20 protein-coding genes are annotated in these 20,922 nt (G+C 52.5%); 6 read left to right on the top strand and 14 right to left on the bottom strand.

The annotated features are described in order from the left end of the window. Positions 1 to 191: 191 nt before the first annotated feature. The gene (katE, locus tag ACLJPE_RS04780) at positions 192 to 2,444 is read left to right on the top strand and encodes a catalase HPII (RefSeq protein ID WP_023201471.1); all 2,253 of its coding nucleotides are present in this window, start codon (positions 192 to 194) and stop codon (positions 2,442 to 2,444) included. Between the two features lie 43 nt (positions 2,445 to 2,487). On the opposite strand, the gene chbG is transcribed toward katE, so the two are convergent. The 7 genes from chbG to osmE all read right to left on the bottom strand — a co-directional run bounded on the left by chbG (position 2,488) and on the right by osmE (position 8,393). After that, positions 2,488 to 3,246 carry a chitin disaccharide deacetylase gene (gene chbG / locus ACLJPE_RS04785; protein ID WP_000442730.1) on the bottom strand — a complete coding sequence of 253 codons (759 nt, stop codon included), beginning with the start codon at positions 3,244 to 3,246 and terminating at the stop codon, positions 2,488 to 2,490. A 12-nt stretch (positions 3,247 to 3,258) separates the two neighbouring features. After that, positions 3,259 to 4,614 carry a 6-phospho-beta-glucosidase gene (locus ACLJPE_RS04790; protein ID WP_000078780.1) on the bottom strand — a complete coding sequence of 452 codons (1,356 nt, stop codon included), beginning with the start codon at positions 4,612 to 4,614 and terminating at the stop codon, positions 3,259 to 3,261. A 124-nt stretch (positions 4,615 to 4,738) separates the two neighbouring features. Next, entirely contained in the window at positions 4,739 to 5,581 is an 843-nt protein-coding gene (gene chbR, locus ACLJPE_RS04795; protein WP_000983393.1) for a transcriptional regulator ChbR, read from the bottom strand. 10 nt (positions 5,582 to 5,591) lie between these two features. After that, positions 5,592 to 5,939, bottom strand: a complete 348-nt coding sequence (gene chbA / locus ACLJPE_RS04800) for a PTS N,N'-diacetylchitobiose transporter subunit IIA (RefSeq protein ID WP_000459883.1) — start codon at positions 5,937 to 5,939, stop codon at positions 5,592 to 5,594. Positions 5,940 to 5,989: 50 nt separating this feature from the next. Beyond that, positions 5,990 to 7,348 (bottom strand): PTS N,N'-diacetylchitobiose transporter subunit IIC, encoded by a 1,359-nt coding sequence (gene chbC / locus ACLJPE_RS04805; protein WP_000073063.1) that lies wholly within the window; start codon positions 7,346 to 7,348, stop codon positions 5,990 to 5,992. A gap of 82 nt (positions 7,349 to 7,430) precedes the next feature. Then, complete coding sequence (gene chbB / locus ACLJPE_RS04810) at positions 7,431 to 7,751, bottom strand: PTS N,N'-diacetylchitobiose transporter subunit IIB (protein ID WP_000412161.1); 321 nt, start codon at positions 7,749 to 7,751, stop codon at positions 7,431 to 7,433. Between the two features lie 300 nt (positions 7,752 to 8,051). Beyond that, the gene (gene osmE, locus ACLJPE_RS04815; RefSeq protein WP_001039301.1) at positions 8,052 to 8,393 is read right to left on the bottom strand and encodes an osmotically-inducible lipoprotein OsmE; all 342 of its coding nucleotides are present in this window, start codon (positions 8,391 to 8,393) and stop codon (positions 8,052 to 8,054) included. Positions 8,394 to 8,611: 218 nt separating this feature from the next. Between osmE and nadE the strand changes: the two genes are divergently transcribed. Together nadE and cho are read left to right on the top strand one after the other, a co-directional pair. Next, positions 8,612 to 9,439, top strand: coding sequence for an ammonia-dependent NAD(+) synthetase (gene nadE, locus ACLJPE_RS04820; protein ID WP_000174980.1), 828 nt, complete (start codon positions 8,612 to 8,614; stop codon positions 9,437 to 9,439). 120 nt (positions 9,440 to 9,559) lie between these two features. After that, positions 9,560 to 10,441, top strand: coding sequence for an excinuclease Cho (cho, locus tag ACLJPE_RS04825; protein ID WP_039513232.1), 882 nt, complete (start codon positions 9,560 to 9,562; stop codon positions 10,439 to 10,441). 74 nt (positions 10,442 to 10,515) lie between these two features. On the opposite strand, the gene spy is transcribed toward cho, so the two are convergent. The 6 genes from spy to ACLJPE_RS04855 all read right to left on the bottom strand — a co-directional run bounded on the left by spy (position 10,516) and on the right by ACLJPE_RS04855 (position 17,364). Further along, complete coding sequence (gene spy / locus ACLJPE_RS04830) at positions 10,516 to 11,001, bottom strand: ATP-independent periplasmic protein-refolding chaperone Spy (protein WP_001229001.1); 486 nt, start codon at positions 10,999 to 11,001, stop codon at positions 10,516 to 10,518. A gap of 335 nt (positions 11,002 to 11,336) precedes the next feature. Continuing rightward, positions 11,337 to 12,305 carry a succinylglutamate desuccinylase gene (astE, locus tag ACLJPE_RS04835; RefSeq protein WP_039513229.1) on the bottom strand — a complete coding sequence of 323 codons (969 nt, stop codon included), beginning with the start codon at positions 12,303 to 12,305 and terminating at the stop codon, positions 11,337 to 11,339. After that, positions 12,298 to 13,641, bottom strand: a complete 1,344-nt coding sequence (gene astB, locus ACLJPE_RS04840) for an N-succinylarginine dihydrolase (RefSeq protein WP_000123943.1) — start codon at positions 13,639 to 13,641, stop codon at positions 12,298 to 12,300. The genes astE and astB overlap by 8 nt, the downstream gene beginning before the upstream one ends. Beyond that, positions 13,638 to 15,116 (bottom strand): succinylglutamate-semialdehyde dehydrogenase, encoded by a 1,479-nt coding sequence (gene astD, locus ACLJPE_RS04845; protein WP_023208116.1) that lies wholly within the window; start codon positions 15,114 to 15,116, stop codon positions 13,638 to 13,640. Before astD ends, astB begins: the two co-directional genes overlap by 4 nt. After that, positions 15,113 to 16,147, bottom strand: a complete 1,035-nt coding sequence (gene astA / locus ACLJPE_RS04850; RefSeq protein WP_001263885.1) for an arginine N-succinyltransferase — start codon at positions 16,145 to 16,147, stop codon at positions 15,113 to 15,115. The genes astD and astA overlap by 4 nt, the downstream gene beginning before the upstream one ends. Next, on the bottom strand, positions 16,138 to 17,364 hold the full coding sequence (locus ACLJPE_RS04855) for an aspartate aminotransferase family protein (RefSeq protein WP_031565788.1): 1,227 nt from the start codon (positions 17,362 to 17,364) through the stop codon (positions 16,138 to 16,140). The genes astA and ACLJPE_RS04855 overlap by 10 nt, the downstream gene beginning before the upstream one ends. 445 nt (positions 17,365 to 17,809) lie before the next feature. On the opposite strand from ACLJPE_RS04855, the gene xthA reads away from it, so the two are divergent. Together xthA and ACLJPE_RS04865 are read left to right on the top strand one after the other, a co-directional pair. After that, positions 17,810 to 18,616, top strand: coding sequence for an exodeoxyribonuclease III (xthA, locus tag ACLJPE_RS04860; protein ID WP_000673954.1), 807 nt, complete (start codon positions 17,810 to 17,812; stop codon positions 18,614 to 18,616). A gap of 72 nt (positions 18,617 to 18,688) precedes the next feature. After that, positions 18,689 to 19,105, top strand: coding sequence for a pyrimidine (deoxy)nucleoside triphosphate diphosphatase (locus ACLJPE_RS04865; protein WP_000592141.1), 417 nt, complete (start codon positions 18,689 to 18,691; stop codon positions 19,103 to 19,105). On the opposite strand, the gene ACLJPE_RS04870 is transcribed toward ACLJPE_RS04865, so the two are convergent. Further along, positions 19,065 to 19,340: a YnjH family protein gene (locus tag ACLJPE_RS04870; protein WP_000336847.1), complete on the bottom strand. Its 276-nt coding sequence runs from the start codon at positions 19,338 to 19,340 to the stop codon at positions 19,065 to 19,067. The two genes, ACLJPE_RS04865 and ACLJPE_RS04870, sit on opposite strands and share 41 nt — an antisense overlap. 238 nt (positions 19,341 to 19,578) lie before the next feature. Here ACLJPE_RS04870 and gdhA point away from each other — a divergent pair, with 238 nt between their 5' ends. Continuing rightward, a complete protein-coding gene (gene gdhA, locus ACLJPE_RS04875; RefSeq protein WP_000372865.1) occupies positions 19,579 to 20,922 on the top strand; it encodes an NADP-specific glutamate dehydrogenase in 1,344 nt (447 codons plus the stop codon).

The raw sequence follows: 20,922 nt of genomic DNA on the forward strand, positions 1-20,922 counted from the left end.
GCTAAAAATCAGAAAAACACTATTTTAGCCGATCTTCGCCTCCGACGTCCTGTTCCGCGCGTGCGATTTCCCCGTTGTACCCTGTCTGCCGTTCCGCTCTCCCCCGGCATAATTGCTGAAATGTTCTATAGTTAGAGTGATTTTGACTACTACCACGCCCATTTCAGTGATGAAAGCAGGAGACGAGTTCAATGTCGCATAATGAAAAATCCCCCCATCAGTCCCCCGTGCATGATACCCGTGAATCACAGCCCGGCCTGGACTCCCTGGCGCCGTCAGACGGTTCACATCGCCCCACGCCAGAACCGACGCCGCCGGGCGCACAACCAACGGCCCCCGGCAGCTTAAAAGCGCCCGAGACCGCGAATGATAAGCTCACCGCCCTCGACGCCTTTCGTAAAGGCAGCGAAAATTATGCGCTGACCACCAATCAGGGCGTGCGCATCGCCGACGATCAAAATTCTCTTCGCGCCGGCAGCCGCGGCCCTACGCTGTTGGAAGATTTTATTCTGCGCGAGAAAATTACCCACTTTGACCATGAGCGTATCCCGGAGAGGATCGTTCACGCCCGCGGATCTGCAGCACACGGCTATTTCCAGCCATATAAAGACCTGAGCGACATCACGAAAGCCGCGTTTCTGTGCGATCCACAGAAAATTACCCCGGTCTTTGTTCGCTTTTCGACAGTACAGGGCGGCGCGGGGTCTGCTGATACCGTACGTGATATCCGCGGTTTTGCGACCAAATTTTATACCGAAGAGGGAATTTTCGATCTCGTCGGCAATAACACGCCGATCTTTTTTATCCAGGATGCGCATAAGTTTCCGGATTTTGTGCACGCCGTTAAGCCCGAACCACATTGGGCTATTCCGCAAGGACAGAGCGCGCACGACACCTTCTGGGACTATGTTTCCTTACAGCCTGAGACGCTGCACAACGTCATGTGGGCAATGTCGGATCGCGGTATTCCACGCAGTTATCGGACGATGGAAGGGTTCGGCATTCACACCTTCCGTCTAATCAATGCACAAGGGAAAGCGACCTTTGTCCGTTTCCACTGGAAACCGTTGGCAGGTAAAGCCTCGCTGGTATGGGATGAGTCACAAAAACTGACCGGTCGCGATCCGGATTTTCACCGCCGGGATCTGTGGGAGGCCATCGAAGCGGGCGATTTCCCGGAATACGAGCTGGGCCTACAACTCATTGCAGAAGAGGATGAATTTAAATTCGATTTTGATCTGCTCGATCCGACCAAACTGATTCCGGAAGAGTTGGTGCCAGTACAACGCGTCGGCAAAATGGTGTTAAACCGTAATCCGGATAACTTTTTCGCTGAAAACGAACAGGCGGCATTTCATCCTGGACATATTGTTCCCGGCATTGATTTTACCAACGATCCGCTGTTACAGGGGCGTCTGTTCTCTTATACCGACACGCAAATCAGCCGTCTGGGCGGGCCAAACTTCCACGAAATTCCGATTAACCGCCCTACCTGCCCCTACCATAACTTCCAGCGTGACGGTATGCACCGGATGGATATCGACACCAATCCGGCGAACTATGAACCGAACTCCATTAATGACAACTGGCCGCGCGAAACGCCGCCAGCGCCAAAACGCGGCGGCTTCGAATCATACCAGGAACGCGTGGATGGCAATAAAATCCGCGAACGCAGCCCCTCTTTCGGTGAATATTACGCGCATCCTCGCCTGTTCTGGCTCAGTCAGACGCCGATAGAGCAGCAGCATATTATTGACGCGTTCAGCTTTGAACTGGGTAAAGTCGCCCGCGCGTATATTCGGGAGCGGGTGGTCGATCAGTTAGCGCATATTGATGTCACGCTGGCTCAGGGCGTCGCGCATAATCTCGGTTTTGCACTCACCCATGAGCAAACGCAAATTGCCCCGCCTCCTGATGTCAACGGTCTGAAAAAAGATCCGGCGCTCAGCCTGTATGCGGTGCCAGACGGCGATGTTAAAGGTCGCGTGGTCGCTATTCTGCTGAACGACAAGGTTAACGCCGCCGATCTGCTGACCATTTTGCAGGCTTTAAAAGCTAAAGGCGTCCACGCAAAACTGCTCTATTCACGGATGGGTGAAGTAACGGCTGATGACGGTTCAACATTAACTATTGCGGCAACCTTTGCCGGCGCGCCGTCGCTAACAGTCGATGCGGTAATAGTACCGTGCGGCAATATTGCCGATATCGAGAGTTGTGGCGATGCCCGTTACTACCTTCTGGAAGCCTACAAACATCTGAAGCCCATCGCACTGGCAGGCGACGCCCGACGGTTTAAGGCGCTTTTAAACATTGATAGCCAGGGGGAAGAAGGACTTGTTGAGGCAGATAACGTTGACCACCACTTTATGGACACTCTATTGACGCTGATGGTGGCACACCGTGTCTGGTCGCGTGCGGGGAAAATTAACGCGATTCCTGCATAAACGACAAAAAATGCGGCGCATTCTTGCGCCGCAAACTCAGGAGCTAAATATCAAGAAAACTGCCAGGACGATATCCACGTTCCGCAATCGCTGCCTTGAGTGACGCAGACGTCAACACCTCCAGTTCAGTTAAGCGGGGGTAACAATAGGCGCTCTGGCGAATAATGTTGTCCACAAACGCCGGATGACACATCACCTCCAGAGAGGCCTCTCCTCGATGCGCCGAGGCATCCAGAATGCGTAAAAAGCACGCTTCGGTGATCTCCTCGCCGTAAAATTCACTACTAAATCCTTGAGTACTGCGCAAATCCGACGGCAGATCGTCTGCGTTCAACACCGTCTGGCGGTCAATACGTAACGCAATCCCGCGCTGCGCCGCAAAGCGGGCGACGATGGGGAAAATTTGCGGGAACATATGCACATGATGGTGACTGTCGAGATGCGTTGGCTCGCGGCCAAATACGTCGATGAAACGCTGATACTGACACGCCAGTTCATGCGCAATTTCATCCAGCGGAAGCGTATCCTCCTCCGCCATTTGCCAGATCCATTTCCCCAACAGGCCGTCTCGCGTCAGGCCCGGCATCTCTGACACCGGTTTGCCTAACGTCAAAACAAAATGCATTCCCACCCCAAGCGCAGGCAGCTCGCGGCTAAGCTGCGCCGCATGGTCAATAGCCTCGCCATTGACCAGCGCCGTCGTGGAGGTCACAACGCCGTTGCGATATGCTTCAACAATGCCGTAATTTTGCCCTTTACTCAGGCCAAAATCATCGGCATTCACAATCAACACGCGTTCCATAGCCTACCTCTGTCAGTGGTGCTTACCTTTAAGCGCTTCGATGCAAGCGGCAAAATTAGGCAGCCATTTTTCATGCGCCAGAATGAGTTCACGCGCCAGGACTTCTGCGTCGCGGTCGGAATGCACCAGCGGACTCAGGTTAAGCGCCAGCAGCACATCATTAAAGTTTCCGCTCAGCGCCGCATTGCTGGCCGCGACCTCAAATCCTTTAATAGTGTGGATAAGCCCCAGCACTTTTTCGTCAAAACGGGTGATACGCGGGTGCGGCGTCGCGCCATTGCGTCCCAGAATGCAGGTCATTTCCACCGCCCAGTCCGCCGGGATATTCTCGACATGCCCATGATGTGGAATATTAACGTAATGCTCAGTCTGCTTGTCATTATAAATAGCGTTAATGACTTCACAAGCGGCATCGGAATAATAAGCGCCGCCGCGTTGCTCAAGCTCTTTCGGCTTCACGTTTAGCTCAGGATTTTTGTACAAGTCGAAGAGTTGTTTCTCCACTTTTTGTACGACCTGAGCGCGCGCGCCGCCTTTGTAATATTCGCCCATTTCAATCGCCAACATCTCTTTTTGCTTGAAGTAATACAACAAATAAGAGCACGGCAGCATGTTCAGCGAGCGAATCAATCCTTCACTAAACGGCAGATCAAAGATATTTTTTACGGTTGACGCTTTCAACTGACCGGACGCCACGCCATCCAGTAATTCTGCGAACCGTGAGGTGCCATTCACCAGCACATCTTTAATAAAGACCATATGGTTTAGACCAAACAGGTCAATGGAAAGATCGTCAGTCTCATTCAGCGCCAGCACGTCATGAATAAACATTTTCATGCCGACAGGAATATTACATACGCCAATGAACTTTTTAAAGTTGGTATGACGATAAACCGCTTCCGTCACCATCCCTGCCGGATTAGTAAAGTTAATGACCCACGCATTCGGACATAATTCTTCAACATCTTTAATAATGTCAAAAATAACCGGAATGGTACGCAACCCTTTAAATAAACCGCCAGCGCCGTTGGTTTCTTGCCCCAGATAGCCGTGACTAAGCGGGATACGCTCGTCCAGTTCACGGGCTTTGAGTTGACCAACGCGTAGCTGGGTAGTAACAAAATTAGCGTCTTTCAGCGCTTCCCGGCGATCCAGCGTTTTATACAATTTTAGCGGAACGCCTGCTTTATCAATCATTCGCTGGCAGAGATCATAAATAATGCCCAGCTTCTCTTTCCCGTCTTCAACGTCAACCAGCCATAATTCAGTGACAGGTAATTCATGGTAGCGTTTAATAAAGCCTTCAAGTAATTCAGGGGTGTAGCTGCTCCCGCCACCAATAGTGACGACTTTTAATTTCTGGCTCATAATATCTCCCTTCAGTGTATGTCACTGATATGTATTACGCTATGCCCGCTCGTAAGAAATAGCGTGACGTTCCCCGCGCTATTGGGGCAAGCGTGAAATGTAATTAATCGAGCAATGTAAACCGTTACTCATTAATTTCCGTCAATCGCTTCCGATAACTATTCGGCGTGAATGAGGTCATCTTCTTAAACGTTTTAATAAACAGACTTGGACTGCTATACCCGGCTTCATAAGCAATATCCGTAACTGAATAGTTGGTCATTTCCAACTGTTTCTTGGCAAAATTAATGCGAATCTCATTAATGATTTGCATCGGCGTTTTGCTGTAATAACGTCGGGTGGCGCGCGTCAGATACTCCTGGGATTTTGCCGACAGGCGCACCATATTTTCCAGCGCATGTTCGCCAAACTGCGTTTTATCATGCATTATCTCCACGGTTGCTTTCAGCCATTGTGGAATATCATCATAAACCTGCTCTTCGCGGTAATGACGTAAGCGGTTTATAATATAAAATGTCACCACTTCGATAAATTCGTCGAGCCCATTGCCGCGAAAATTCAACGACGCAATCACCGTTTCAATATAGGTAAGGAAGGTGCTATTCGCCCTGTATACCTGCGATGCCACAAAACAAAACGGCAGTAACGGAAGATAATGCTGTTCAAAAAAACGTTTACTAATTCCTACGTTCAGAATACGCGTTGCGCCAAACTCATAGAAACTTTGGTGATTCGACCCCACCGGGATAAAAACAAAATCTCCACGTTCCAGCAGCACACGCTTCCCGTTAATCTCCTGGTAATAACGTCCGGTTAATACCAGGGTAAATTCATAATAGTCGTGCTGATGCAGCCCGGTGACGCTTTCCGTCTTGTTATAGATAAACACATGGAAATTTTTGCCATTGAAGAGCTGCTGCTCATAAACCGTTTTGATTTCCGTTGCGTTAACCTGTAGCTGCATCATCCGCCCCCTGTTATTTCAGTTTCTCATGGAGCTCAATCAACTCGGCGATCAGTTCACGAGCCAGCATTGATGTCATCAAATGATCCTGAGCGTGAACCAGGACCAGACTGACTTTCATTTTGCCTTCGCCCTGATCGCCTTCGATGAGTTTTGTCTGCACAAGATGCGCTTCATTGAGCGCTATGCGCGACTGGTCCATCATCGCTTTCGCCGCCTCAAAATCGCCTTCTTTCGCTTTTCTGAGCGCGCCATATGCCAGGCTGCGCGCCTGACCAGAATTGATGATAAGCCCCATAACGACTTCTTCGAGTTCCTCAGCCGCTGTCTGGTTATCTACAACATTTTCAAGATCAAACATAGTCTTTCCTCTGATTCAGCCCGGCATGGCATCCCATGCCGGCGCGGAGTTTAGAATTTCAGTGCGTTAGCGATATCTTCTTCGCTTTCTTCCTGCTCGATGGCGTTCTGCGCTTTGTTAGCCACCACCACGAAGGGGAGATAAATCAGGGTAGCGACCGCCAGGTTAAATAGCGCAACCAGCAACGCGGCGACACTGCCGTTGGTGTTAAAGAACGCCCCCAACCCGGTTGGCATGGTCCACGGCGCAATATTGGTAATCGGCGGAATAATACCCAAATAGTAAGCCACCAGCGTAATCGCCGCCAGAATCGGCTGAACCAGAATGAAGGGGATAAACATCACCGGGTTCATAATAATCGGCAGGCCAAACAGGATGGGTTCGTTAATCTGGAAGATACCTGACGGCAGCGCCAGTTTTGCCACCTGGCGATAGTCCGCGCGACGGGATGCCAGGAAGATAGCGATGATCAGACCCAGCGTTGCGCCGCTACCACCGAGGAAGATATAAGAATCCAGCATCGGTTTCGCCCAGATATGGAACGTTTTACCGGCTTCCAGCGCCGCATCGACGGAGCCATACTGCTGGTAAATAGAGATGTTTTCCAGCGCCCAGGGCGTCATGATGCCGCTGTCCAGCGCGGTCAGCGCCAGCGAACCATGAATACCAAAGAACCACAGCAGCGGTACAAAAATGACATATGCCCACCCTACCACGCTACCCAGCGATGCCAGCGGCGTAGAGATAGTGTCCATAATAATCTGATGGAAGTTAGAACCGTAATTAGACAGCGCCCAGGCAATAATCCCCATAATAGAGAGAATAATAAAGCCGGGAATTAATGCTGAGAATGAACGAGACACCGAAGCCGGTACGCTGTCCGGTAGTTTAATCACCCAGTTGCGCCGGACAATAAATGTAAACATCTCCGCGACCACCAGGCCAATAATAATACCGGAGATAATATTCGCGCCGCCCAGCCAGTTAGCGCCTACGGCATAGGCCTCGCCGACACTATACGGCGTTACGGTCATAAATGCCGCCACGGAGAGCAGTCCGGCGGCCAGCGCATCAACCTTGCGCTCTTCCGCCAGCGCCATACCGATAAAAAATGGCGCCATGAGCGACATAATGCCCAATGTGCCGTTATAGACGTTCCCGCCGATGCCTTTCAATCCATTAAGTGTTTCAATGGTTGAGGCATCAAGCCGAATGCCCATGGAATAAAAAAACGACCCCTCCCCAAAGCTCAGGAAAACGTTATTAATTAATACAAACATCGCCCCCGCAAGGGTTAATGGCATTAAACGAATAAAGCCGTTCTTGATTGCATTAACGTGTGGCTGCTTTCCTATTTTTACAGCAAAAGGAAGGAGTACCTTTTCAAGTGAAGCAATGACGTTACTCATAGAAAAATACCCTTAAATACCGCAATAAAATATTGCGGTTAGTGTATGAAATAACTCTTTGACGGGAAAAATTAAAAAATAATTAATTCGCGGCGGCTTTTTTAATTGCCGCTACCGCAGCTTTAAGCACGCCTAAACCATCTACCTTGCCGTACAACATTGAATCAATGACTTCTACCGGTTTACCGGGTAATAAACGCTGAATTTCGGGGAGCATATAAGCAATTTGCGGGCCTAATAACACGACGTCCGCTGCCGGGCCTTTTTCACCGGCCAGGGTTTCAGGGAATGCTTCAATAATCACCGGCACTTCATATTTTTCAGCCTGAGCGCGCATTTTTGATACCAGTAACGATGTTGACATGCCCGCAGAACAAAACAGATAAATGTGTTTCTTTTCCATAAAAACCTTCCTCATGTGCGATTATCTGTCAACCAGATACGCCGCAAGCCTCAACCTGCATCCATACTCTGGGCGACTTGCGTAACCGGATTTACTTTTTTAGGTGGCTGAAATGAGTATACGGGATCGGACCGCCGGATGGTATTTCCTTGACCCACTAAATTGTCTCTCATTGACCTGGCGTTATGACCCCCCTCACATTTCGGGCAAATAATTCGCGATAATAAATAAGGTTATGGCAGGCACAAAAAAACCGGCTCGCAGGCCGGTTTCCTTGAATGTTCAGGCAATGTACAGTTGTTACTGCTTCGGCGCCTGTGGGTCAGTGTCGTACTCCGCACAGGTCTGGTAGCCGGAGTTAATCACGTGCCCGGTATCATCCAGCGCAACAAAGTAGGTTTCCGCTTTACCATCACGTTGACCCAGGATGTAGGTCTGACAGGTACCGCGCGCATGAATCATGCTCACTTCAGATGACGGTTTGCCCGCAATCTGCGCAACCTGTGCCCTGCTCATTCCTTTTTTAACATCTTTAACGACAGGCTCAACAAATTGGTCTTTTGTACGATCATACGCCGTACAGCCTGCCAGCATAGTCATTACCGCCGCTGCGCTTAAAATTCCTGCTACGTTCTTGTTCATTTTCCGTCCTCTTGTTTATCAGCGTGTTATGTAAGCCTGGAATACATCAGAATATTTTTCAAGCCGCGACCCGCCACAAAAAGCCTTTCGGAAAATTCTCTAACGCAGCGATATGTTGTTTTAAACACCGCTTAGCCCGCCAAACCTTGTCGTTTCAGCGGCGAAGGGTTAGCTTTAACAGAGTAAAGATTCATTTTTTTAATGTCGAAGGGGGTTAAATGACTCTGCAGCAAGAGATAATCCAGGCGCTTGGCGCGAAACCACATATCAACCCTGAAGAAGAAATTCGCCGCAGCGTGGATTTTCTTAAAGCGTACCTGAAAACCTATCCCTTTTTGAAATCGCTGGTGTTAGGCATTAGCGGCGGGCAGGATTCGACGCTGGCCGGGAAACTCAGCCAGATGGCTATCGCCGAATTGCGGGAAGAGACTGGTGATAATGCGCTGCAGTTTATCGCCGTTCGTCTGCCTTATGGCGTGCAGGCCGATGAACAGGATTGCCAGGACGCCATTGCTTTTATTCAGCCGGACAGAGTACTCACCGTCAATATTAAAGGCGCCGTCCTCGCCAGCGAGCAGGCGCTGCGCGAAGCGGGAATTGAGCTGAGCGATTTTGTTCGCGGCAATGAAAAAGCGCGTGAGCGAATGAAAGCGCAATATAGCATCGCCGGTATGACTCACGGCGTCGTGGTGGGCACCGACCATGCGGCGGAAGCGATAACCGGGTTCTTCACCAAATATGGCGATGGCGGTACCGATATTAATCCACTTCATCGCCTTAACAAACGCCAGGGCAAACAGCTTCTCGCAGCGCTGGGCTGTCCTGAGCATCTGTATAAAAAAGTCCCCACCGCCGATTTGGAAGACGACCGCCCTTCACTGCCTGATGAAGCCGCGCTGGGCGTAACGTATGACAATATTGACGATTACCTGGAAGGCAAAACGCTGGACCCCGCCATCGCTAAAACTATCGAAGGCTGGTATGTAAAAACTGAACATAAGCGCCGTTTGCCGATTACGGTATTCGACGACTTTTGGAAAAAGTAAGCGTACTTCTACTGTTGTGCCGGATATCGCTCGTCTATCCGGCCGCCTCTCTTCCCAGCCTCTTTTTTAATCACCCATCCGCTGTTATACTGGATGAATAACCAGTTAACGGAGATCACTGTGGTACGGCGTCAATCAGCCCCCCGCCTTGAGTTTGAAGCGGCGGCCATTTACGAATATCCAGAACATTTACGTCCTTTCCTCAGCGAAGCGCCAGCCTTACCGGGTGTCTATATATTTCATAGCGAAAGCGATACGCTACCGCTTTATATCGGTAAAAGCGTGAATATTCGCAGCCGGGTGCTTTCACATCTGCGAACGCCTGACGAGGCCGCTATGCTGCGACAGGCGCGGCGGATAAGCTGGATCTGCACCGCTGGGGAAATGGGCGCGTTGCTGCTGGAGGCGCGGCTAATCAAAGAGCAACAGCCGCTGTTTAACAAGCGGTTACGGCGTAATCGCCAGCTTTGCTCTCTACAGTTGAGCGAACAAAAGATTGAGGTCGTTTCCGCCCGCAGCGTCGATTTTTCCCATGAGACGAACCTGTTTGGGCTCTTCGCCAACCGTCGGGCAGCGCTGCAAAGCTTACAGAACCTCGCCGATGAACAAAAATTGTGTTATGGCCTGCTGGGGCTTGAACCGGTAAGCCGTGGGCGCGCCTGTTTTCGTTTCGCTCTGAAGCGCTGTGCTGGCGCGTGCTGTGGGCAAGAAACCCCGCAGGCGCATTTTCTTCGTCTGCAGGCCTCGCTGGAACGGTTACGTGTGGTTTGCTGGCCCTGGAAAGGCGCTATCGCGTTAAAAGAGAGCCGCCCACAAATGACCCAGTTCCACATTATCAACAACTGGTTATGGCTGGGGGCGGTCCCCTCGCTGGATGAGGCCGCCACCCTGGTGCGCACCCCTGCGGGCTTTGATCAGGATGGCTATAAAATTCTCTGTAAGCCGCTAATGTCAGGTCAATATGAGATCATTGAACTGCACACCGACTGTCGCCAGTCATAAAGAAAACCGCCGATCCTGTCCACCTCAACGATTGTGTTGTCGACAAGACCGGCGGTCTTAAATTATGTGGAAAGTTATTCTGCCGCAGCAGGCATTTTACCTTCTTGCGCCGGGCGTTCTGTCAGACGCTTCTCAAAATTAGCGTTATATTGCTTTTTCTGCTCCGGCGTCAGAACGTTATAAATTTTATTCTGGGTTTCCATATGCGCCAGCATATTGGCCTTGCGCTGTGCTTCCATTTTCGTAATTTGCGCTTCGGCTTTGGCTTTATCGAAGGTATCGCTGGCGATAATATCATGCATGGCGCGACGCTCTTCCAGCGGCGGACGTTTCATTTGCTCGCGCTGCGCTTTCATAATGTCGCGAATTTGTTGCTTCTGTGCGTCTGTCAGGTTCAGGTTTTTAAACATCATATCGTGATGTGGGCCAAATTTACCTTTATGCTGCATCATTGGCTTCGCATCCGCTGGCGCGGCGGTGGTAGTCTCAGCGGCATGAGCCAGATTCGCAGCACCCATCGCCAGGGTAGAGGCAACAAATAGAGCAGTCAGTTTACGCATATTTCCATCCTTCCTTTCAGTTATTTTTACGGCATATTTAAAACAGCGCCGTGTTGTCGTGATTAACTTTAACCGTCTTAGCGTCAATTAGTCATAACAACGGTAAAACAATGAAAGTATAAAAAACACTTTTTCGCCAATTGTGAAGAAAAAAAGAATAAATTGCGCAGAGTTGAAAGATAAATATACAGTAGCATGATATAGCAGAAATTATGCAGAACTATAACGCAGCAACGCTTATTAATAAAGCAATTCTCCAGGAATAATCCGTAATAGCATGAAACTGTGTCCCAAATCATCCCTGTAATCCTAACGTGAGCTTACAGGGACATTTATCAAGGCAGTCTTTCCAGCATTAATCCAGCCCGCAATCCGCAGGCGACAGAGGGATTAGGAAAGAGAACATATTCAACGTCATGCGTCACCGTCACACGCTTATCCCCCTCCTCGGCCAGCAACGTTCCCTTCGCAAAGGCAGTAAAATTCAGCGTTTGCGCATCCATATAAAGCGTGAACTTATCGCTGTGACGCGTGATTTGCGACACCACCCGATAGCGTAGCGGCGGAGAAGACGAGGTTGACGTTTCGACACCGCTCAACAGCGCCGACAACGCCTGCGAGGTTACGCTGAACTGCGTCAGATCGTTTTGCCCAAACGGCAACGCCTTTCCCAACTCCAGCGTACAGGAAAGCGCGCCGAAATGTTCAGAGCTAAAGTGCGTAAACGTACCGCCGGGCGCCTGATGAAATACCAACGCCTCCAGTCCTGCCGCGCCCAGCCACGCCAGAAAATCTGTCTCCCACGGGCGGTCGCGCTGCGGCAATACGCCAAAACGCAAATGATGCGAGCCACGAATGGCGGTATGCAGATCCAGATGCCAGCGTACCCGCGCCTGGCCAGATGAAAAGAAGGTCTCCAGACTTAGCTCCAGCTCACGCGCCCGCCGCGTTTCATCGCTTTCGGCAAAGGACTGCCAACGCCCGCCAAACATACGGTTCATATCGCTGTGACAATAGCGTATTCCCGCCGCCAGCGCCTGCGGATTGCCGAGTACCACCAGCACTCGCCACGTTAACGTCAAGCTGCCTGAATACAGCGCCGACAGCAGCTTATCCAGCATCTCTACCGGCGCGGTTTCATTGCCGTGTATCCCCGCAGAAAGAATTAACGCGCGGTCGACCGGCGCATCGGGCGTGAGTTCAAGCAGACCATGGCCTAACCAGCGCCAGCGAAAACCCGCGCCCTTCCCCTGCGTCACCCGTGGTGTCGTGCCGCTTAGCGTCAACGCCAGAAAGTTATCCATCAGCCGCCCCCGTTTGCTGGAAAGGATAAACCGACCCCAAATCCAGCAGACGCGTTAACACATCCAGCGCCTCCCGGCCTTCTCGCAATAATAACGGATCGGCCAGATCGGCGGCGGTCAGGCGATCGCGATAATAACGATCCGCCCACGCGTTAAGGGCCGTAAACAGAGCGTCATTCATCATTACCGCTGGATTCACCGCCCGTCGTTCTTCTTCTGTTAACACCACGCGTAATCGCAGACAGGCCGGACCGCCGCCGTTGGCCATACTTTCTCGCAAATCAAATACCTGCATCGCGCTGATGGGGTTATCCTCCGCCACCAGCTTATTCAGATAGCGCCAGACGCCGACATGGTCCTGACATTCCCGCGGCAACACTAACAGCATTGAGCCGTCGTCACGGCTTAACAACTGACTATTAAACAGGTAGGTCGCCACAGCATCTGATACAGAAACCTCACCGGCGGGCACCTCTATCGCCATAAAACCGTCAACGCACGTACGCAACTGATTAATGAGCACTTTCTGCCGGGCAAACGCCGCTTCGTGACAAAACAATACCTGTCGATTCGAGACGGCAATGACATCATTATGGAATACGCCTTGATCGATGACCTCCGGGTTTTGCTGAGCGAAGATAACCTGTTGCGGATTCACCTGATTAAGACGCGCCACGGCCTCGCTGGCTTCGCGGCTCTGGCGCGCCGGATAACGAGCGGGTCGTATTTCATTCTCCTCTTCGCGCCCATAGACAAAAAGCTGCACGCCTGCCGAACCATACTCGCCGCCAAGACGGTTATGATTCGCCGCGCCTTCATCTCCCAATAATGCGACCTGCGGTAACGCGCTATGCACTGAAAACTGACTTTCATCGCGAAATATGGCGCGTAGCAGCGCTTCGGTAACAGGCGCCTCCAGAGCGCGATGAAATTTATTGTTTAAATTCGCCACCGTCAGGTGAACTTTCCCGTCCAGCGCGTCTGCCGATGGGCAAACCGTCGCCGCATTCGCAACCCACATTGGCGACGCGGAACTCACGCTGGAAAGCCAGCGTGGCGCCTGACGCGCAACCTTATCCAGAATCTGCTCATCGCTACCCGTGAAGCCGAGCTGACGCAACGCCGGAATAAAAGGCCGCTCATGCGGCGGGATCACCGCCTGGGGAAAGCCGGCATCCGCCAAAGCCTTCATCTTTAGCAGCCCCTGCTTTACCGCCAGACGAGGATTCGACACCTGAAAACGGTGGCGGGTCGATGCCTCATTGCCGAAGGATAGCCCGGCATAATGGTGCGTAAGCCCCACCAGCCCGTCAAAATTAACTTCATGCGCCGTCATACCGCCTCCCTGCGAGAAAAGTCGAGGCCGGGGCTTAATGTCGCAGGCAACGTCAGTTCGGGAGATTCCAGACTGGCCATCGGCCAGGCGCAATAATCGGCGGCATACCAGGCGCTGGGCCGATGGTTGCCAGACGCGCCGACACCACCAAACGGCGCAGTACTCGCTGCCCCGGTGAGCGGTTTATTCCAGTTAACGATCCCTGCCCGCGCCTCCAGCAAGAGCTGTTCGAACTGCGCGCGATCCGTCGACACCAGCCCACACGACAGACCAAAACGGGTATTATTCGCCAGACGAATCGCCTCATCGAAATGCGCATAACGCCAGACGTTCAGCAGCGGACCAAACACCTCTTCATCCGGCACATCCGTGACGCCCGTCAGCTCAATGATGCCAGGCGTCAGCAGAGAGGTTCCCTCTTTGACCTTCCGCGGCACCAGTAGCGTGCGCCCGCCTAATGCCTCTCGTTGACGCCAGGCTTCCATCACATGCTGTGCCGCCTGCGCTGAAATCAGTCCGCCGATAAACGGCTGCGGATCGTCGTCCCATCTGCCGGGCTGCAGACGTCCGGCGACGTCAACCAGCCGCGCCAGAAATGCATCTCCCTGCGCACCCTGTTTTACCAGAAGGCGTCGCGCGCAGGTACAGCGCTGTCCGGCGGTAATAAACGCCGATTGCAGCGTCAGATGTACCGCCGCATCCATATTTGCCGCATCCTCAATAATGAGCGGGTTGTTTCCGCCCATTTCCAGGGCCAGGATTTTTTCCGGCTGGCCGGATAGCTGGCGATGAAGCTGATATCCGGTACTGGCGCTGCCGGTAAACAGCAGCCCGTCGAGATCGTCGAGCGAACTCAGCGCTTGTCCGGTCTCCCGGCCGCCCTGCACCAGATTAAGAACGCCTGCCGGTAGCCCCGCCCGTTCCCAGAGTTTTATTACCGTTTCCCCGGTCCATGGCGTTAGCTCGCTAGGTTTGAAGATCAGCGTATTGCCTGCCAGCAACGCGGGCACAATATGGCCATTCGGTAAATGGCCGGGAAAGTTATAAGGGCCGAATACCGCCAGCACACCGTGAGGACGATGGCGCAACGTCGCGGCGCCATCGACAAGTTCGCTTTTTTGTGCACCTGTTCTGGCGTGGTAAGCCTTAATCGAGATGGCAATCTTATTGATCATCGCCGTCACTTCCGTCGCCGCCTCCCAGCGCGGTTTACCGGTTTCACGTGCGATGACCTCCGTGAGCTCGGCTTTATGCGCCTCCAGCAGGGCGGCAAATTTCTCTACGATAGCCTGTCGTGCGGCAAAAGGCTCTCTGGCCCAACGAGGAAACGCCGCGCGCGCCGCCTGACAGGCCTCGGCGACCTGTGCCGCATTAGCGTCATTCCCCTGCCAAAGTATCTCCGCGCTCACCGGGTTCGTTTTGCGGCGGCGTTCGCCCTGACCGGTTATCCAGTCGCCGTTTATCCATAGCGTCATACGGTTTTCTCCTCAGCGCAAAGGCGTACCAGCCGAACGTGGTCGCCCGCGCGACATTTCAGCGCATCCAACTGCGCGGCGGTCAGTACAAGTCGTGAAGTCTGCGGATCGGCGCGCACCAGCGCGGCCCGAAAGTGGTGATAGTTTTCATTGGCGACCAGACATGCCGGATAGTCGCCAGGCGCGGGTTGCCCTTCCGCGACTTCCACCAGTCGGCTTTTACGAATAGCCCGCACGCGATCAATATCACACTCCAGCGTCGGCCCGCCGTCGAAGATGTCGATATAGTGGCGATAGCGAAAGCCTTCCTTTTCCAGCACCGCGCGGGCTGGCGCCGTTTGCGGGTGGACTTCGCCAATTACGGCCTGTGCCTCTTCAGATAAGAAGTGGGTATAAATAGGATGTTTGGGCATCAGCTCGGCGATAAACGCTTTTTGCCCGGTACCGCATAAAAAATCCGCCCGGCTGAAATCCATAGAAAAAAAGCGTTTGCCGAGACTTTGCCAGAAGGGAGAATAACCGTGCTCGTCAATGACGCCGCGCATTTCCGCCACCACTTTCTCATTGAATTTATCGCGAAACGCGGCCATAAACATAAAGCGCGATTTTGACAACAGGTAGCCGTTACCCTCTTTACGCCATTCGGGATCGAGAAACAGCGTGCAAAGCTCACTGCTGCCGGTATGATCATTACTCAGGAATAATGTTGGCAACGCGTTATATACATTCAGCTCTTTGGAGGCATGAACCAGCGTACCGACACGATAGTTATACCAGGGGTCGTTAAGACCGACCGCGACCTCAATGGCGCAGATCCCGCCGACCTCACCCGTTTCACTGTCCTCGAGAACGAATACATACCCTTGTTCGCCTTTTGGCAGCTCGTCGGACCAGGTTTTTAGCGCGCGTTCAATGCGGGCCGCCAGCGTCGCTTCATTTGCCGGTAGCGAGGTTAAGCCGCCGCCCGTTTTGCCTGCAAGCTGCATCAGCGCGGCGATATCCGCATGTTCGACAGGACGAATCACCCGCATGATGCGCCTCCCGTCTGAAGGCGTTCGCACGCCAGGGCAAAACGATCAAGCCCGGTGGCTATCTCCTCGTCGCTCACATTTAACGCTGGCGCAAAACGCACCACGTCGCCGCCGGCGATGAGCACCATCACGCCTGCTTTTGCCGCTTCCTGAGCGATGAGTTTGGCTTTTCCGGCAAACTCCGTCTGTAGCACACAGCCAAGCAGTAGCCCCAGCCCGCGAATTTCACTGAACATGCCAAAACGTACATTAAGGGTATTTAGACGTTCAATAAACGCATCGTGGCGCTGTCTGACGCCGTTTTGCATCTCCGGCGTATTGATGATATCCAGTACTTTTCCGGCAACTGCCGTCGCCAGCGGATTACCGCCGTAGGTGGTGCCATGCGTGCCTGGCGTCATAACGCTGGCATAGTCTTGCGTGGTCAGCATCGCGCCGATCGGGAAGCCGCCACCCAACGCTTTAGCGGTCGTCAGGATATCGGGCGTAACGCCATAATGCATATATGCATACAGTTCGCCGGTACGTCCGACGCCCGTCTGCACCTCATCAAAAATCAGTAACGCCTGATGCCGGTCGCACAATTCACGCAGCCCCTGCAAAAAAGCTTTCGTGGCGGGGATCACGCCGCCCTCGCCCTGCACAGGCTCTACGATCACGGCGCAGGTATTGTCATCAATTAGCGCGCTGGCGGAGTTCAGATCGTTATAGGCTGCATGACGAATATCCGGCGGCAGCGGCGCAAAGTCCTGTGAATAGGAGGGTTGACCGCCAGCGCTGACGGTAAAGAGCGTGCGACCATGGAACGCGTTTTTAAAGGCCACAATGCCGCTTTTATGATTGCCGACACGATCGTGGGCATATTTGCGCGCCAGTTTTAATGCTGCTTCATTTGCTTCAGCGCCTGAATTACAAAAGAAAACGCGTTCGGCGAAGGTCGCGTCGATCAGTTTTTTCGCCAGTCGCAGCGCCGGCTCATTGGTGTAACCGTTCCCGGTATGCCAGAAGCGATTCGCCTGTTCATTTAACGCCTCGCGCAACGCCGGATGCGCATGTCCCAATGCGTTGACCGCGATCCCGCCAGCAAAATCAATGTACTCTTTCCCCTGCTGATCCCACAGGCGTGAGCCTTCTCCGCGTACAGGAATAAAAGGCGCGGGAACATATACCGGCACCATCCATTCATCAAAGTTTTCGCGCGTAACTGACAGAGACATAGCGACCTCTTTTGGTAAAAATAAAGTTATATATATGTTAATTAATATGAGTGTTTGCGCTGTAAATGTAGATTGCAGCATTCGTGCCAGCCAGCGTTAACATTGCATAAACAGAAGTGATAAACGGTAAATCAATGGGTTACAGCGTAGCGATATTCACTTTTACTGCATGAAAAGTGAATATTTCCGCATAATCGGTGGCTAAAAAGAGGAAAAAGCGAAATATTATTCAGTTGCCAAATATAATTCTGGAATTGTGATCTTATACGAAATTTACTGGAAATTACCGCCCCGTTCTGGCGCATCTGCACGCAAACCGTGCCATTTTCGCACTATAGAAAACACCATACGCTTCCATTGGCCGAATCTGACGATGAGTGGCAGTCACCCGGTAAAATTTCTGTTACCATCCCAACACGATTCACCTTGCAAAGTGGCAGTGACTATGAAATTTGTCTCTTTTAATATCAACGGCCTGCGCGCCCGTCCCCATCAGCTTGAAGCGATTGTCGAAAAACACCAGCCCGATGTGATCGGCCTACAGGAGACAAAAGTCCACGACGAAATGTTCCCGCTCGAAGAGGTCGCGAAGCTGGGCTATAACGTTTTCTATCATGGACAAAAAGGCCATTACGGCGTCGCGCTGCTAACAAAAGCCACGCCCATTTCCGTCAGACGCGGTTTCCCGGATGATGGCGAAGAGGCGCAACGCCGCATTATCATGGCGGAAATCCCCTCGCCGCTGGGTAATATCACCGTCATTAACGGCTATTTCCCGCAGGGGGAAAGCCGGGATCACCCGTTGAAGTTCCCCGCGAAAGCGCAGTTTTATCAGAACTTGCAAAACTATCTTGAAACGGAACTCAAGTGCGATAATCCGGTATTAATTATGGGCGACATGAATATCAGCCCGACCGATCTGGATATTGGCATCGGCGAAGAGAACCGCAAACGCTGGCTGCGTACCGGTAAATGCTCCTTCCTGCCGGAGGAGCGTGAATGGATGTCGCGGTTACTGAAGTGGGGATTAGTGGACACGTTCCGTCAGGCGAATCCGCAAACGATGGATAAATTTTCGTGGTTTGATTACCGCTCAAAAGGTTTCGTGGATAATCGCGGGCTGCGTATCGACCTCTTGCTGGCAAGCGCTCCGCTGGCGGAACGTTGCGCAGAAACCGGTATAGACTACGACATTCGCAGTATGGAAAAACCCTCCGACCATGCGCCGGTCTGGGCGACGTTTCGTGTTTGATTCCGCTTTCTGATTAACCGTAAGGCCGGGATAGCGCGACGCTTCCCGGCAGGAATAACGACCTTAACAACAATGATAAAAAAACTCGATGTTGTTGCTGCCATCATTGAACGCGACGGCAAAATTCTGCTGGCCCAGCGCCCAGATCATGCGGATCAAGCCGGTTTATGGGAATTTGCCGGCGGTAAAGTCGAACCCGGCGAAACCCAGCCGCAGGCGCTTATCCGCGAGCTACGCGAAGAGTTAGGGATTGACGCCACGCCCGGCGTCTATATCGCCAGCCATCAACGCGACGTGTCTGGCCGACGGATTCATTTGCACGCCTGGCATGTGCCTGCGTTTAACGGTCTGATACGTGCGCTGGAACATCAGGCATTAGCCTGGTGTACGCCGGAAGAGGCGCTGGAGTACCCCCTCGCCCCGGCGGATATTCCGCTATTGCAGGCGTTTATGGCTTTACGCGACGCCAGACTAACGGATTCGTGCTGATGGTTTTTTCGTCACGCTGGCACTGGAGCAAGACGCCTTCCACTTTTATTACCGCGCCTTCGGAGTAATTCTGATCCTGGTAAACGCAGCACTGAATGCAGGGCTGGGATGACTGACCGCGCGTGCTGAAAACTTCCGGCGGGACATTCACCTGAATATCAGGACGACTGTTCTGGTTTGCCAGCCCGACCATTGGCATTATCGCCATCACGGCGACCACGAGGCTTCGGCACATAGGAGTTCCTTATTTTTCTAAGTATATTCTCAGTATAACGGTAAGCCGCCGTGAAAACTTTAATCCTCTTTTGTCATCGCTTTTAGTTATGACCCTCGCCCCGTTATAAATTTACTTAGCAGCGTCATTTTTTTCTTGCTTACCGTCACATTGCTGATGGTATAGTCGAAAACTGCAAATACATATTCTGATAAAACGCAAATACAACCACATTAATATATAAGAGGTTTTTATATCTATGGATCAGACATGTTCTCTGGAATCGTTCCTCAACCATGTACAAAAGCGCGACCCGCATCAAACCGAGTTCGCGCAAGCCGTCCGTGAAGTCATGACCACCCTGTGGCCGTTTCTTGAACAAAACCCCCGTTACCGCCACATGTCTTTACTGGAACGTTTGGTTGAACCAGAGCGCGTAATTCAGTTTCGCGTAGTGTGGCTGGACGACAAAAACCAGGTGCAGGTAAATCGCGCCTGGCGCGTGCAGTTCAACTCTGCTATCGGCCCCTATAAAGGCGGTATGCGCTTTCATCCTTCGGTAAACCTTTCCATCCTTAAGTTCCTCGGCTTTGAGCAAACCTTTAAAAATGCCCTCACCACGTTGCCGATGGGCGGCGGTAAAGGCGGCAGCGATTTCGATCCGAAAGGGAAAAGCGAAGGCGAAGTGATGCGTTTCTGCCAGGCGCTGATGACTGAACTGTATCGCCATTTAGGGCCGGATACCGATGTGCCTGCCGGGGATATCGGCGTGGGCGGGCGCGAAGTGGGCTTTATGGCGGGGATGATGCGCAAGCTTTCCAATAACAGCGCCTGCGTCTTCACCGGCAAAGGGCTTTCCTTCGGCGGCAGTCTGATTCGCCCGGAGGCGACGGGTTATGGCCTGGTCTACTTCACCGAAGCGATGCTTAAACGTCATGGTCTTGGTTTCGAAGGGATGCGCGTCGCCGTGTCCGGCTCCGGCAACGTAGCGCAATACGCCATTGAGAAAGCGATGGCCTTTGGCGCGCGCGTGGTTACCGCGTCGGATTCGAGCGGGACAGTGGTCGATGAAAGTGGCTTCACGCCAGAGAAGCTGGCGCGTCTGTGTGAAATTAAAGCCAGCCGTGACGGTCGCGTCGCTGACTACGCCCGTGAGTTTGGCTTAACCTATCTGGAAGGCCAGCAGCCCTGGAGCGTACCGGTGGATATCGCCCTGCCATGCGCGACGCAGAACGAACTGGACGTTGACGCCGCGCGCGTACTGATTGCCAATGGCGTAAAAGCCGTGGCGGAAGGGGCAAATATGCCAACCACGATTGAAGCGACCGATCTCTTCCTTGAAGCGGGCGTACTGTTTGCGCCGGGTAAAGCCGCCAACGCGGGCGGCGTGGCGACATCAGGGCTGGAAATGGCGCAGAACGCCGCGCGGTTGAGCTGGAAAGCCGAGAAAGTGGATGCCCGTCTGCATCACATTATGCTGGATATCCACCACGCCTGTGTCGAGTACGGCGGCGATAATAAGCATACCAACTACGTTCAGGGCGCCAACATCGCCGGTTTCGTGAAAGTCGCCGACGCCATGCTGGCGCAGGGCGTCATTTAA

It is taken from the genome of Salmonella sp. SAL04196, from assembly GCF_046550835.1.
Taxonomy (GTDB): Bacteria; Pseudomonadota; Gammaproteobacteria; order Enterobacterales; family Enterobacteriaceae; genus Salmonella; species Salmonella enterica.

Coding starts and splice junctions, on each gene's coding strand:
- katE (WP_023201471.1), top strand. CDS start 192: ATGTCGCATAATGAAAAATCCCCCCATCAGTCCCCCGTGCATGATACC.
- chbG (WP_000442730.1), bottom strand. CDS start 3,246: ATGGAACGCGTGTTGATTGTGAATGCCGATGATTTTGGCCTGAGTAAA.
- ACLJPE_RS04790 (WP_000078780.1), bottom strand. CDS start 4,614: ATGAGCCAGAAATTAAAAGTCGTCACTATTGGTGGCGGGAGCAGCTAC.
- chbR (WP_000983393.1), bottom strand. CDS start 5,581: ATGATGCAGCTACAGGTTAACGCAACGGAAATCAAAACGGTTTATGAG.
- chbA (WP_000459883.1), bottom strand. CDS start 5,939: ATGTTTGATCTTGAAAATGTTGTAGATAACCAGACAGCGGCTGAGGAA.
- chbC (WP_000073063.1), bottom strand. CDS start 7,348: ATGAGTAACGTCATTGCTTCACTTGAAAAGGTACTCCTTCCTTTTGCT.
- chbB (WP_000412161.1), bottom strand. CDS start 7,751: ATGGAAAAGAAACACATTTATCTGTTTTGTTCTGCGGGCATGTCAACA.
- osmE (WP_001039301.1), bottom strand. CDS start 8,393: ATGAACAAGAACGTAGCAGGAATTTTAAGCGCAGCGGCGGTAATGACT.
- nadE (WP_000174980.1), top strand. CDS start 8,612: ATGACTCTGCAGCAAGAGATAATCCAGGCGCTTGGCGCGAAACCACAT.
- spy (WP_001229001.1), bottom strand. CDS start 11,001: ATGCGTAAACTGACTGCTCTATTTGTTGCCTCTACCCTGGCGATGGGT.
- astE (WP_039513229.1), bottom strand. CDS start 12,305: ATGGATAACTTTCTGGCGTTGACGCTAAGCGGCACGACACCACGGGTG.
- astB (WP_000123943.1), bottom strand. CDS start 13,641: ATGACGGCGCATGAAGTTAATTTTGACGGGCTGGTGGGGCTTACGCAC.
- astD (WP_023208116.1), bottom strand. CDS start 15,116: ATGACGCTATGGATAAACGGCGACTGGATAACCGGTCAGGGCGAACGC.
- astA (WP_001263885.1), bottom strand. CDS start 16,147: ATGCGGGTGATTCGTCCTGTCGAACATGCGGATATCGCCGCGCTGATG.
- ACLJPE_RS04855 (WP_031565788.1), bottom strand. CDS start 17,364: ATGTCTCTGTCAGTTACGCGCGAAAACTTTGATGAATGGATGGTGCCG.
- xthA (WP_000673954.1), top strand. CDS start 17,810: ATGAAATTTGTCTCTTTTAATATCAACGGCCTGCGCGCCCGTCCCCAT.
- ACLJPE_RS04865 (WP_000592141.1), top strand. CDS start 18,689: ATGATAAAAAAACTCGATGTTGTTGCTGCCATCATTGAACGCGACGGC.
- ACLJPE_RS04870 (WP_000336847.1), bottom strand. CDS start 19,340: ATGTGCCGAAGCCTCGTGGTCGCCGTGATGGCGATAATGCCAATGGTC.
- gdhA (WP_000372865.1), top strand. CDS start 19,579: ATGGATCAGACATGTTCTCTGGAATCGTTCCTCAACCATGTACAAAAG.